The organism is Rhizobium sp. AN80A (genome assembly GCF_030053015.1).
GTDB classification, from domain to species: domain Bacteria; phylum Pseudomonadota; class Alphaproteobacteria; order Rhizobiales; family Rhizobiaceae; genus Rhizobium; species Rhizobium metallidurans.
Map to the genome: position 1 here is coordinate 1,223,625 of NZ_JASJPX010000003.1, position 12,550 is coordinate 1,236,174.

Below are 12,550 nucleotides of genomic sequence, written 5' to 3' on the forward strand. Positions count from 1 at the left end.
CGTAGAGCGGAACCGATATTCCCCTGTCATTTACGGGGTTTACTCCTTCGAAAATCATCCTACTCTCGCCGCCGGGCGGGCGTCGCGTGAATTTTCGAAGGAGTTTTCATGTCTTCCAGTTTTGAACTTCCACCCATGAGCCGTCGTTCGCTTCTCACCGGCATCGCCGCCACCTCCGCGCTGGTTCTGCTGCATCCCTTCACCGCGCGCGCCGCCGCCAACCAGGCGCATCTCAGGCTGATGGAAACGACGGATATTCACGTCAACGTCTTCCCTTACGACTACTACGCCGACAAGCCGAACGACACGATGGGACTGGCGCGCACCGCGACGATCATCGACACGATCCGCGCCGAGGCGGCGAACTCGCTGCTGATCGACAATGGCGACCTCTTGCAGGGCAACCCGATGGGCGACTACATGGCCTATCAGCGCGGCCTGAAGGACGGCGACGTCCATCCCGTGATCAAGGCGATGAACACGCTCGGCTACACCGTCGGCACGCTGGGGAATCACGAGTTCAACTACGGCCTCGATTTCATGTTCAAGGTGCTTGGTGGTGCCAACTTCCCGTTCATCTGCGCCAACCTGACCAAGGGCCAGCTCGCCTCCGATCCGAAAAACGACGAGCTCTTCTTCAAGCCCTACGTCATCGTCGAAAAGATGATCAAGGACGGGGCCGGCAACGAGAGCCCCGTGAAGATCGGCTTCATCGGCTTCGTTCCGCCGCAGATCATGCTCTGGGACATCAAGAACCTCGAGGGCAAGGCGCAGACGCGCGATATCGTCGAGGCGGCCAAGGCCTGGGTGCCTGTCATGAAGGAAGCCGGCGCCGATATCGTCATCGCGCTCTCGCATTCGGGCATCGACGGCAGCGCCCCCACCGACAAGATGGAGAACGCCTCGTTGCATCTGGCCGCCGTCGACGGGATCGATGCGATCTTTACCGGCCACCAGCACCTCGTCTTCCCCGGGCCGAAGACCTGGGACGGCATTTCGAACGCCGATCCGGTCAAGGGAACGCTGCATGGAAAGCCCGCCGTCATGGCAGGCTTCTGGGGCTCGCATCTCGGCCTGATCGACCTTCTGCTCGAAAAAGACGGCAAGAGCTGGAAGATCGTCGACTTCACCTCGGAGGCCCGCCCGATCTATCACCGCGACGACAAGAAGAAGGTCGTGGCGGATGTCGGCGACAAGAGGGAGGTTATCGACGCCGCCAAGGCCGAGCACGAGGCGACGCTCGCTTACGTCCGCACCCCCGTCGGCAAGACATCGGCGCCGCTCTATTCCTACTTCGCGCTGGTGGCCGACGATCCCTCGGTGCAGATCGTCAGCCAGGCGCAGAGCTGGTACATCAAGCAGATGCTCGCCGACACGGAATACAAGGATCTGCCGGTGCTCTCGGCGGCGGCTCCCTTCAAAGCCGGCGGTCGTGGCGGCGTCGATTATTATACGGATGTTCCGGCCGGCGATCTCGCCATCAAGAACATCGCCGACCTCTATCTCTATCCGAACACCGTTCAGGCCGTCGTCATCACCGGCGAGCAGGTGAAGAACTGGCTGGAGATGTCGGCAGGGATGTTCAACGAGATCAAGGAAGGAACGAAGGACGCCGAGCTTCTGAACGCCGATTTCCCCTCCTACAATTTCGACGTGATCGACGGCGTCACCTACCAGATCGATCTGGCGCAGCCGCGCAAATACGACAATGACGGCAACGCGATCAACGCCGGTTCCAACCGCATCCAGAACCTTGCGTTCGAAGGCAAGCCGATCGATCCGAAGCAGAGGTTCGTGGTCGTGACCAATAACTACCGCGCCGGCGGTGGGGGCAAGTTCCCCGAGATCGCGGCCGACAAGGTGGTGTTCCAGGCACCCGATACGAACCGCGACGTGATCGTGCGCTATGTGTACGAACAGGGAACGATCAATCCCGCCGCCGACGGAAACTGGACCTTCAAGCCCGTGACGGGTGCGACCGCGACCTTCCAGAGCGGGCCGAAGGCGAAACAGTTCATCGCCGACGTCAAGGGAGCCAAGATCGAGGACGCAGGCGAAGGAACGGATGGTTTCGCCAAGTTCCGACTGGTTCTCTAGAACCTGAGACAGGCGAGGCCGAGCGCCTCGCCTACTCCGCCGCGAGCGGCAGGTCGGGAGCCTTGATCTCGTTCAGCGACGCCGTGAAATCGGCATGGTTCGGGCAGGCCGACAGCCGCGACTGGAAGGCTTCGATCAGCCATGTGGCGGCCGGCCCCGGCGGATTGGCGATCCGGCGCATCGCGTAGATCGGGTATTCGCCCTGCTCATAGGCCGGCAGGTCGAGATGGACGAGCGTGCCATTGGCAAGATCTTCCCGGATGATGGAGGCCGGCAGACCGCCCCAGCCCAGACCGCCACGGATCAGCGCATGCTTGGTGGCGATGTCGCTGACGCGCCAGGTCTTGTAGGACAAGACGTTGAAATCGCGCCCCTTGGTGAGCCCCGAGGCGTCGGTGACGACGAGCTGCACCTCCTCGCGAACATCGGCGAGCGTCAACGGCCCTTCGATATCCGCCAGCGGGTGGGAGCGCGCGGCGACCGGGATCATGAAGGAATGACCAATCTTTTCGACGGCGATCGAATCGTCCTGCTTCAGGAGCGCTCCGCCGATGCCAATCGTCGCCTTGCCCGACAGAACGGCGTCCATGACCATGCCGAGTTCACCGGCGCTGAGATTGAGCGTGACGGAGGGAAAGCGATCGCGGAATTCCCTGAGCACGGCGACGACCGCCTGCGACGGCACCATGACGCTGATCGCCACGTCGACCTCGGCCTCCAGGCCTTCCTTCAGGCTTTTCACCCTCGCCCGCATCACCTGCAGGTCGGTCATCAGCCGACGGGCGTCCTCGAGCATGGCCTTGCCTGCTTCGGTAAGCTTCGGCTGACGGGCGCCGGAACGTTCGAACAGCTGCATCTCGAGCTGCGATTCCAGATTGGCGATGGTGTAGCTGACCACCGACTGGGCGCGATTGAGCACGCGGGAGGCGGCCGAGAAGCTGCCGGTTTCGGCAACGGTCAGGAAAACCTGCAACTGGTCCAGTGTCGGGTTCGGCAACATCACATCCATCCAATCGATCGATAGTCTTGATCGACATTATCCCAGTTTTTTCGATAGGCCGCCAGACCTATTTCTTCTCCCGAAGACGCGGTTCGATCATCCCCAAATCGACCCGGAAACGCAAAGACCAAAGGATTATCAATCATGTCGTCCATTCTGCTTCTGACATCCAGCCCGCGTGCTGACTCGCTTTCGACCGATATCGCCGTGGACCTGGCTGGCAAGCTCCAGGCGCAGAAGGCCGGTAGCGTCGTCGTTCGCCGCGACCTCGCCGCCAACCCGCTCGCCCACATCAACGACCTGTTCACCGGCGCCATCCGCAAGCCCGCGGACGCCCGCACGGTCGAGGAAAACGAAGCCGCGAAGATCTCCGACGAACTGGTCAACGAACTGCTCGCCGCCGACACCATCGTCATCGGCACCGGCCTCATCAACTTCAACATCTATTCGTCGCTGAAGAGCTGGATCGACAACGTCGCCCGCGCCGGCATGACCTTCAAATACACCGAAAACGGTCCGGTCGGCCTTGCCACCGGCAAGAAGGTCTATGTCGTTCTCGCCTCCGGCGGCGTCTACTCGCAGGGTCCGGCCGCCGGCATGAACCATGCCGTACCTTATCTGAAGACCGTTCTGGGCTTCATGGGCATCACCGATGTCGAGACCATCTATGTCGAAGGCCTGGCCTTTGGCCCCGAGGCCGCCGAGAAGGCTGTGGGCGCGGCCAAGGCACGCGCCGAAGAACTCGCGCTCGCCGCCTGATATCAGCGGCAGCCGGTTCATGAAGGCGGTCGGCTTGCCGGCCGTCTTTTTATTTGCGGAAAATTGCGATCAGCCGGCGACCGTGAACTCGTGGACACCGCTCCGGCCGAAGACGCAGTTGCGGCCGTTCTTCTTCGCCTGATAAAGCCGCTCGTCGGCGGACGACAGGATGGCGGTGAAGACATCGCCGTCCTCGGTGGTCGTCGCCACGCCGATGCTGATCGTAACCGGCTTGCCATCGGGCGTGGAAACGCTGTTTTCGATCGTCCAGCGCAACCTTTCGGCAAGGCGCAAGCCCTCGGCTTGATCGGTCAAGGGGCAGATCGCCACGAATTCCTCGCCGCCGAAGCGGAACACCCGGTCGCCTGCCCGCAGGATCGTGCCGAGCCGCGCGGCGATGGCGCGCAGGACATCGTCGCCCTGCAGGTGGCCGAACACGTCGTTGACGTTCTTGAAGTGATCGGCGTCGAGGATCATGACCGTCGCCGACTGTCCCTGGCGCAGCGATTCGCGGATCATGACCGGCGCCTCCAGTTCCATTCGGGTGCGGTCGTAAAGTCCGGTCAGCACGTCGCGGCCGGTGCGGCTCAGAAGATCGTTGTAGCGTTCGCGGAAAGTCAGGTCGCTGAAGATATCGCCGATCGGACGCACGCTTGACGTGGTGACGGCGTGACCGATCCATTTCTCGTAAATCGCGAAGAGCACCGTGTAGATGCACACGGCGAGCATCTTCGCCTTCCACCCACCCCAGAAAGCGGCGACCGGCACGCCGACCGAATAGTGCAGCGCGCCGAAGAAGGCGATCTGGTCGAAGGTCAGCATCACGAAGCCGCAGATCATGAAGCGCAGCACGGGACGGTGCCGCAGATAGCGGCCCAGCCGCTCATAAAGCAGGATGATGCCGATCGCGTCGAGATAGAGGATGGCCGTGCCCCAGAGCATCAGCCAACCCATTTCCTTCAGAAACGCGTCGCTCGGGACGGTCTCCGGCGTAAGCTGTAGCGGCGCGTGCCATTGCACGATCCAGGCGATCGCGACCGTCAGCAGGTTGCCGATGAAGAGCCCGTAGATCGGCTGGCGGACGACGGCGGCATCTTCCTGAAGATAGAGCATCAGGATCATCATCAGCTTGCCGGTGAAGAACACCGACGATCCCGGCGAGACGATGCCGAACGGCAGCTCGATATAAAAGACCGCCGCGAGATAGGTCTCCATGAAGTGCATGACGCCGAGCGCGGTCAGGAAAATGCCGAGACCGATGCGGGCGCGAAAATGCAGCAGCGTCACCATCAGCGTGAAATAGCCGATGGCTTCGGCGATGAAGAGGATCAGATTGACGTTCGCGATCAACGCCGAGACCTCCCGCGATGCGGCTGCGCCAGCCCGGTACCGCCATGCCGCGCGACGCCGACCATGCTGTCGGCGACATTGGAAACGGCGATGCTGCGGGCATTTTGTGGCACTGGATATTCCTGCTCGATCTGGTGACCGCAGGATCGCCGCAATGTTTTAAAATAGCATGAGGGAATGGCGGCGCGGCTGCGCGACACGCAACTGTCGCCGCCCGCCAGCCTTCGGTGATCAGACCTGGCGAACCTTGGCTCCGTCGCTGAACAGGGACGGTCCGTTCTGATCGATGATCTGCTGCGCCTTGCGCACGGTGCATTCGATGGCATCATCCGTCGACGAAAACATATCGGCGCGGATGAAATTGCGCACCAGCAACTCGTCGCCGACCGTCTTCTCGATGCGGCCGGCCAGACGGTATTGGCCGCCTTCCTTCAGAGGTTCGGCGTAAATCGTGCAATCGGCATAGGGCTGCGGATCGGAAGCGACGCTGGAAGAAGCCGCGCCCGGCGGCTTCCCGCCGCCCGAGAACATGGAGAAAATGCTGGAAAATATCGAAGCCATTGATACGCCTTTATTGTGATGGGCGATGCCGTCAGGGTTAGATAGGGCCGCTACCGTCAAAGTTAAATGATGAGGTTGGCGAGGATCTCGTTTTCGGTGATGTCCTCGAAACCGATGCCGGACGCCTCGAAATTCGCGAACAGCGCCGCGAAGTTTTCCGGCGCCTTGGTTTCGATGCCGATCAGGACGGAGCCAAAGTTGCGGGCGGTCTTTTTCAGATATTCGAAGCGGGCGATATCGTCGTCGGGGCCGAGCAGGTTGAGGAAGTCGCGGAGCGCGCCCGGGCGCTGCGGAAGCCTGAGAATGAAGTATTTCTTCAGGCCCGCGTAACGCATGGCCCTTTCCTTCACGTCGGGAAGCCGCTCGAAATCGAAATTGCCGCCGGAAACGATCGCGACCACCGTCTTGCCGCGGATCGCTTCGGGATCCATCGTGGCGATGGCCGTCAGCGACAGGGCGCCGGCCGGCTCCAGCACCACACCCTCGACGTTCAGCATCTCGTTGATCGTCACGCAGATCGCATTTTCGGGCATCAGCATGACCTGATCGCTCGGGAAGTCCTTCAGCGCCGCGAAATTCAGGTCGCCGATGCGGGCAACGGCCGCGCCATCGACGAAGTTGTCGACCTTGGAGAGCGTCACCACCTCGCCGGCCTCGATGCTGCGCTTGAGGCTTGGCGCGCCAAGCGGCTCGACGAAGAAGAAACCGGTGCTCGCAACGGTGTCCTTCAGATAACCACTGACGCCGGCCGCCAGGCCACCGCCGCCGACAGGCAGGACGACGAGATCGGGCACCGTACCCTCGGGCAACTGCTGCATGATCTCGGAGGCCACCGTCGACTGACCCTCGATGATATCCTCATGATCGAACGGCGGCACCATGACACCGTCGATCATCTCGACGTGGTCGCGTGCGGCCTTGTAGCACTGGTCGAAGAAGTCGCCTGTCAGCTTGATGGTGATGAACTCGCCGCCGAAGATGCGGGTCTTGTCGATCTTCTGCTGCGGTGTCGTCACCGGCATGAAGACGACGCCCGGAACGCCGAAATGGCGGCAGACGAAGGCAAAGCCCTGCGCATGATTGCCGGCCGACGCGCAGACGAAGGTCTTGCCCGAGGCGCCTTCCTCGATGCGCTTGCGGAAGAAATTGAAGGCTCCGCGGATCTTGTAGGAACGGACGGGCGACAGATCCTCGCGTTTCAGCCAGATATCGGCGCCGTAGCGAGCGGACAAATGCTCGTTGAGTTGCAGCGGCGTTGCCGGAAAAAGGCCACGCAGAGCCTCCTCGGCAGCTTCGACATTCTGTCTGGTCACGGTCACGGTCCCTTGTTATTGCGCCCAACGCTATGCCATAGGCAGACAATCGAAAGAAGCCCATTTTCAACCACAACGGTTCGGTAGGGCGCTGGTGGCACGCGCGCTCGGACAAGCGCCGGCATAACGCCTGCTGCGCCATCGAGATAACGCAATCGTGCGGAGAAACCGCCCGACGAGATGATTATTGTGAGTTTTATGACAGCAGACAAACTTTCCAAGCCGATCGCCTGGCTCCTCCTCGCCGCCATCATCTTCGTAACGGTTTCGCCGATCGGCCTTCGTCCCCATACGATTACGTCAGTCAACATCGACAGGGCGCTCGCCTATCTGGTCGTCGGCCTCGCCTTCGCACTGGCCTATCCCCGGCACTGGATCATGGTCGCCGTGCTGCTGATCGCCGGTGCCTTGTTCATCGAATACCTGCAATATCTCTCACCCACCCGCCATGCGCGCCTTCAGGACGCCGGCGTGAAAGCCGTGGGCGGCACGATCGGTGTCTTTGCCGGATCGATTTTCAACAGGGTTCGCGCCGCGAGAGCGAAGCATCTTGACGCCTGCCAGCGCACGCATGCCCTTGACTGAATCGCCGCAGTCGTTGAATGAGAAGCCTGCGCGGGCGTGGCGAAACTGGTAGACGCAAGAGACTTAAAATCTCTCGGCCTTGGCTATGCGGGTTCGATCCCCGCCGCCCGCACCAACTCCTCCGCCGCCCAAGAATAGCCGAAGATACGACGAGCGGCTGCGATGCATATATGAGACTCCGCTTAACTACTTAATAATATCTCTTTCTTGCAACGTTAGAATGTGTTTGTATGCCGCCCGTCAGCAAAGCTACGGCTTTAGGGCGTGTATTTGTAAAGCTTGTCTTGTGGTGGGAGTAAGACGATGGTTTACGATTGGGATGGCGCCAGAACACGGCGCCTGAGACTGTTTAAAACAGGCACGGCATTCTTGATCGCATTGGCAGCATTCGCGGTACCGCTGTTCGTCTACACGGCAAAATTCAGCGGATTCTAAGATTAGACGACAGCAGCAATCAGCAGCGACAGTTTGATATTATGACGGCGTTTCGACGCCACACATGAAAAGGCGCGGCCCGAGGCCGCGCCTTCACTGTTTCAGGCGTTTCTGGCTCAGGCGAGCTTGGCCGCAAGCTTGGCGACATGCGCGCCCTGGAACTTGGCGGCGTCGAGCTCGATCGCCGAGGGCTGGCGCGAACCGTCGCCGTCGGTAATCGTGGACGCACCATAGGGCGAGCCGCCCTTGATCTCGTCAACGCCCATCTGGCCCTGGAAAGCATAGGGAAGTCCGGCAACGACCATGCCCTGATGGAGGAAGGTCGGGATGAAGCCGAGGATGGTGGATTCCTGGCCGCCGTGCTGCGTGGCGGACGAGGTGAAGGCCGAACCGATCTTGCCGACCAGCTTGCCGGCGAACCAGAGGCCACCCGTCTGATCCCAGAAGTTGCGCATCTGCGATGCGACGGTGCCGAAGCGGGTGCCGGCGCCAACGATGATCGCGTCGTATTCGGCGAGTTCGTCCACGGTGGCGATCGGTGCCTTCTGGTCGAGCTTGAAATGCGATGCCTTGGCGACCTCTTCCGACACCAGCTCGGGCACGCGCTTGACGGTCACGTCGGCACCGGCGGATTTCGCGCCCTCGGCAACGGCATATGCCATCGTCTCGATGTGGCCGTACGCAGAATAGTAAAGAACCAGAACCTTAGCCATCTCAGCAGTTTCCTCTCTCCGGGTTGCGGCGGGTGCTGCGATTGGCGCACCGACCAAAATTCGTTTGATGAATTCGCGGATCATAAAGAACGCCCACGACGCATTTTGTCTAGGCGATAGCTAGCGCAAGAGCCTGGCGGCGGCCAGTGGCGCCACGGAAGACGGACTGTTCAATCTTATCGCACGCTTTTGGCTTGCGTTCACATTTGCGTATGCATGGGCGCAGGCTTCCCGTTTGCCCTATTTGGTATAAGCTCGACGCCAAAGATGAAGACAGAGACCTGCAATGACCCAACAGATTGTGACCGCAGCCATTCTGGCAATCGGCGACGAACTTTTATCCGGCCGTACCAAGGACAAGAACATCGGCCACCTCGCCGATATGCTGCTGCTTTCAGGCATCGACCTCAAGGAAGTCCGCATCGTCGCCGACGAGGAGGAGGCGATCGTCGAGGCGCTGAACGCGCTCCGGACAAAATACGACTATGTGTTCACCTCCGGCGGCATCGGGCCGACCCATGACGATATCACCGCTGATGCCGTTTCCAAGGCCTTCGGTGTTGCCTGCCATCATGACGAGAAGGCGATGGCGCTGCTCGGCGAGATGTACAAGCGCCGCGACATGGAGTTCACCGAGGCCCGCCAGCGGATGGCGCGCATGCCTGTTGGCGCGACGCACATTCCCAACCCCGTCTCCACAGCGCCCGGCTTCGTCATCGGCAACGTCTATGTGATGGCCGGCGTGCCACAGGTATTTCAGGCGATGGTGGACGCGGTGATCCCGACCCTGCGGACCGGAACGCCGGTGCTGTCGCTGGCGATCTCCTGCCCCTATGGCGAAGGCGATATCGGGACGCCGCTGGCGGCGATCCAGAAGGCGCATCCGGACACCAGCATCGGTTCCTATCCGCGTTATGTCGGCCAGAAGTTCTCGACCGAGATCGTCGTTCGTGGCCGCTCGCAGGCGGTGATCGATGCCGCGGGCGCCGACGTCGCTGCGATGATCGAAGGTATTCGCCGCGAGCGGGATATCCTGGAAAACCATTCGGCGGAGGCCTAATTTATTTCGACACCGGCCTATGCGGCTTGATCTCGGTCAAGGAAACAAATGCCGGCCAAGCGCATTGCTTCTCTTACGGAGTTTTTCATCCGAGCAAGGAGATACACATGTCTTACAAAACGATTCTTGCGATTCTCGATACTTCAGACAATTGCGCCGCCGTCGCCGATCTGGCCTTCGCGCTGGCGGCTGAACACGATGCCCATGTGATCGGGCTCCATGCCGAAACGGTCTCCGTCGTGCCGCTCGTTGCGCCCATGGAGATTCCCGATCCCGTCGCGATGCAGGCGCTGCACGAGATGGCGCATGCCGAAAAAGTCAAGATCGAGACGATCGTTCGCCGCAAGGCGGAGGTCGAGGGCGTCTCGTTCGAGTGGCGCAGCTTTGCCTCCTCGAGCGGCTATGGCTCGGCGCCGCTGATCGAGAGCGCCCGCAGCGCCGATCTGCTGGTCGCCTCGCAGGCCGATCCGGCAATACCGTCGGACAGTCACGTCGATGTCGATAATTTCCTGCTCGAAAGCGGACGACCGGTTCTGATGATCCCCTTCATCATACGCCAGCCGAAGCCGATCAAGCGGGTGCTCGTCGCCTGGAACGGCTCGAAGGAGGCCGCGCGCGCCACGTTCGACGCCCTGCCCTTCCTGAAGGCCGCGGACGAAGTGGAGGTCTTCTCCGTCGATCCGGTCGACAACGCGCTGCAATCGGCAGAGGTTGCGGGTGCGGAAATCGCCGCGACCCTTGCACGCCACGGCGTCAACGTCACCCTTGCGACGGCGACAACCTCGGACAAGAGCACGTCGGCCGTTATCGAGAACCGCCTGTCCGACAGCAGCATCGACCTGCTGGTCATGGGCGCCTACACGCATTCGCGGCTCTGGCAGATGATCTTCGGCGGCACGACGAAATCGCTGCTGCATTCCATGACGGCGATGACGCTGCTTTCGCGCTAGCAGGCGGCTCCGACAGCGGGGGCTTGCGTTTTGCAACCAAATTCCGCTAATTGCCACGACCGACGACGAGCTCCGGCTTCGGTCCTTCCATCGCGCAGTCTCGGCTGCGCGATTTGCGTTTGACGAAGGAAACGGAAGAGCGTCCGGCCGCCGGCAAACGGCGTGTCATCATTCATGCCTCGGAGCGAGCCAATGTCCCTTCCCGATAAAGCCTTTCCTGTTTCCTGGGATCAATTTCACCGCGACGCGCGCGCGCTGGCCTGGCGTCTCGCCGGCCTGAACCGCGAGTTCAAGGCGATCGTGTGCATCACCCGCGGCGGCCTCGTGCCGGCCGCCATCATTTCGCGCGAGCTGAACATCCGCCTGATCGAGACCGTCTGCGTCGCGTCCTACCACGATTACGTGAACCAGGGCGAGATGATGCTGCTCAAGGGGATCGCAGCGGAACTGCTTGAAGATGGCGGCGAAAGCGTGCTCGTCGTCGACGATTTGACGGATACCGGCAAGACGGCCTCCGAGGTCCGCACGCTGCTTCCGAAGGCACATTTCGCCTGCGTCTACGCAAAACCACAGGGTGTGCCTGTCATCGATACGTTCGTCACCGAGGTGAGCCAGGATACCTGGATCTACTTCCCGTGGGATATGGGTTTCAGCTATCAGGAACCGATCGCCAAGAGCACCAAGGGCTGATTTTCCAGCGCCTTGCTTGCACAAAGACTGAAGCAACCATAAATTGTTCCAATCTTTGTTTACTAACATCACCAAATTCGCTGTCCGGCCCTCGCCGTCCGCCGTATGATCATATGGCTTCAGGCGGCAAGGGCGCCGCCTGTTGATTGGGTAGGGGCGGTCGCGGGCGCGACACTGGAAAGACCATGCGGCGTTGGCGGTTTATCGGCGTGATCGCGGCTTTCGGGCTGTGCTTGAACGCGCAACCGCGCGCGGTCTCTGCCGAACCCGCCTATATATCCGTCGTGCGCGAATACGTGGATGCGCTCGTCAAGCCGATGATCAACAAACCGATGGTTCTGGCCGCGATCAAGTCGCAGAATTTGAAGTTCGGCGATGTCAGCGCGACTGATATCCAGGTGCTCGACAACAGCTACCGCTCGGAAATCAAGAGCGGGCAATGGCAGATGGTTACCCGTCTCCTCAACAACCCGGTCTCGCGCTACCTCAAATCCAAGCAGGATGATTCGCAAGGAACGATTGTGGAAATCTTCGTGACCGACCGGAACGGACTGAATGTCGCGCAGAGTGTCCCCACCACGGATTACTGGCAGGGCGACGAAAACAAGTTCCTGAAGACGTTTGCCCGGAACTCCGACGAGGTTTTCATAGATCGCGCCAGCCGCGACGATGCCACGCAATTGCTGCAAACACAGGCAAGTTTCACCATTCGCGACGAGAGCGGAGAAGCGATCGGAAGCGCCACGGTGACCATCGCCATCGACGCACTTTAAAGCCGTGTTCGGCCTTGCGAATCACAAGGCTCATTTGGGCGCGAAAAGCCACCGGCAAATGACAAAATATGGCGAAATTTATCCGGCTTTGGCATTTGCCTTGCGCATCTCGTAGCAAGCCATTGAAATTCTTGCCCAACTGGTTTTTCCCCAGTCTCCACAGGCCACTCCACAATATCTTGTGGTGAACACTTCGTTAAGAACAAGCCCTTGACGGAATCGCCTCTTTTCAAGTTAATGAAGTTCGATGTTGCGGCGGCAGCT

Annotated in this window: 14 protein-coding genes and 1 tRNA gene; 9 read left to right on the plus strand and 6 right to left on the minus strand. The window is 60.7% G+C overall.

The genetic code is table 11. The annotated features are described in order from the left end of the window. The first annotated feature begins 108 nt into the window (after window positions 1-108). Window positions 109-2,097: a bifunctional 2',3'-cyclic-nucleotide 2'-phosphodiesterase/3'-nucleotidase gene (locus P3R82_RS17555; RefSeq protein WP_283194750.1), complete on the plus strand. Its 1,989-nt coding sequence runs from the start codon at window positions 109-111 to the stop codon at window positions 2,095-2,097. A gap of 31 nt (window positions 2,098-2,128) precedes the next feature. On the opposite strand, the gene P3R82_RS17560 is transcribed toward P3R82_RS17555, so the two are convergent. Together P3R82_RS17560 and P3R82_RS17565 are read right to left on the minus strand one after the other, a co-directional pair. Then, window positions 2,129-3,097 carry a LysR family transcriptional regulator gene (locus P3R82_RS17560; protein WP_283194751.1) on the minus strand — a complete coding sequence of 323 codons (969 nt, stop codon included), beginning with the start codon at window positions 3,095-3,097 and terminating at the stop codon, window positions 2,129-2,131. Further along, the gene (locus P3R82_RS17565; RefSeq protein ID WP_183899766.1) at window positions 3,097-3,252 is read right to left on the minus strand and encodes a hypothetical protein; all 156 of its coding nucleotides are present in this window, start codon (window positions 3,250-3,252) and stop codon (window positions 3,097-3,099) included. Before P3R82_RS17565 ends, P3R82_RS17560 begins: the two co-directional genes overlap by 1 nt. Here P3R82_RS17565 and P3R82_RS17570 point away from each other — a divergent pair. Continuing rightward, entirely contained in the window at window positions 3,242-3,856 is a 615-nt protein-coding gene (locus P3R82_RS17570) for an FMN-dependent NADH-azoreductase (RefSeq protein WP_183899765.1), read from the plus strand. The genes P3R82_RS17565 and P3R82_RS17570 overlap by 11 nt on opposite strands. A 69-nt stretch (window positions 3,857-3,925) precedes the next feature. On the opposite strand, the gene P3R82_RS17575 is transcribed toward P3R82_RS17570, so the two are convergent. Further along, window positions 3,926-5,206, minus strand: coding sequence for a sensor domain-containing diguanylate cyclase (locus P3R82_RS17575; RefSeq protein ID WP_283194752.1), 1,281 nt, complete (start codon window positions 5,204-5,206; stop codon window positions 3,926-3,928). A 17-nt stretch (window positions 5,207-5,223) separates the two neighbouring features. On the opposite strand from P3R82_RS17575, the gene P3R82_RS17580 reads away from it, so the two are divergent. Continuing rightward, window positions 5,224-5,379 (plus strand): hypothetical protein, encoded by a 156-nt coding sequence (locus P3R82_RS17580; RefSeq protein WP_283194753.1) that lies wholly within the window; start codon window positions 5,224-5,226, stop codon window positions 5,377-5,379. Window positions 5,380-5,437: 58 nt separating this feature from the next. Here the strand turns inward: P3R82_RS17580 and P3R82_RS17585 are convergent, their stop codons facing one another. Together P3R82_RS17585 and ilvA are read right to left on the minus strand one after the other, a co-directional pair. Next, window positions 5,438-5,767, minus strand: coding sequence for an HlyU family transcriptional regulator (locus tag P3R82_RS17585; protein ID WP_283194754.1), 330 nt, complete (start codon window positions 5,765-5,767; stop codon window positions 5,438-5,440). Between the two features lie 62 nt (window positions 5,768-5,829). Next, window positions 5,830-7,080: a threonine ammonia-lyase gene (gene ilvA / locus P3R82_RS17590; RefSeq protein ID WP_183899761.1), complete on the minus strand. Its 1,251-nt coding sequence runs from the start codon at window positions 7,078-7,080 to the stop codon at window positions 5,830-5,832. Between the two features lie 198 nt (window positions 7,081-7,278). Here ilvA and P3R82_RS17595 point away from each other — a divergent pair, with 198 nt between their 5' ends. Together P3R82_RS17595 and P3R82_RS17600 are read left to right on the plus strand one after the other, a co-directional pair. Then, entirely contained in the window at window positions 7,279-7,665 is a 387-nt protein-coding gene (locus P3R82_RS17595; RefSeq protein WP_283194755.1) for a VanZ family protein, read from the plus strand. 30 nt (window positions 7,666-7,695) lie between these two features. Continuing rightward, a tRNA-Leu gene (locus P3R82_RS17600) sits at window positions 7,696-7,780 on the plus strand. Window positions 7,781-8,216: 436 nt separating this feature from the next. Here P3R82_RS17600 and wrbA read toward each other — a convergent pair. Beyond that, window positions 8,217-8,813 carry an NAD(P)H:quinone oxidoreductase type IV gene (gene wrbA / locus P3R82_RS17605; RefSeq protein ID WP_183899759.1) on the minus strand — a complete coding sequence of 199 codons (597 nt, stop codon included), beginning with the start codon at window positions 8,811-8,813 and terminating at the stop codon, window positions 8,217-8,219. A 286-nt stretch (window positions 8,814-9,099) separates the two neighbouring features. Here wrbA and P3R82_RS17610 point away from each other — a divergent pair, with 286 nt between their 5' ends. From P3R82_RS17610 to P3R82_RS17625, 4 genes are all read left to right on the plus strand, one after another. Continuing rightward, window positions 9,100-9,873 carry a competence/damage-inducible protein A gene (locus P3R82_RS17610; RefSeq protein WP_283194756.1) on the plus strand — a complete coding sequence of 258 codons (774 nt, stop codon included), beginning with the start codon at window positions 9,100-9,102 and terminating at the stop codon, window positions 9,871-9,873. 107 nt (window positions 9,874-9,980) lie between these two features. Continuing rightward, window positions 9,981-10,823, plus strand: a complete 843-nt coding sequence (locus P3R82_RS17615) for a universal stress protein (protein WP_283194757.1) — start codon at window positions 9,981-9,983, stop codon at window positions 10,821-10,823. Between the two features lie 192 nt (window positions 10,824-11,015). Next, entirely contained in the window at window positions 11,016-11,513 is a 498-nt protein-coding gene (gene gpt / locus P3R82_RS17620; protein ID WP_283194758.1) for a xanthine phosphoribosyltransferase, read from the plus strand. 185 nt (window positions 11,514-11,698) lie between these two features. Then, window positions 11,699-12,286, plus strand: a complete 588-nt coding sequence (locus P3R82_RS17625) for a hypothetical protein (protein WP_283194759.1) — start codon at window positions 11,699-11,701, stop codon at window positions 12,284-12,286. The last annotated feature ends 264 nt before the right edge of the window (window positions 12,287-12,550 follow it).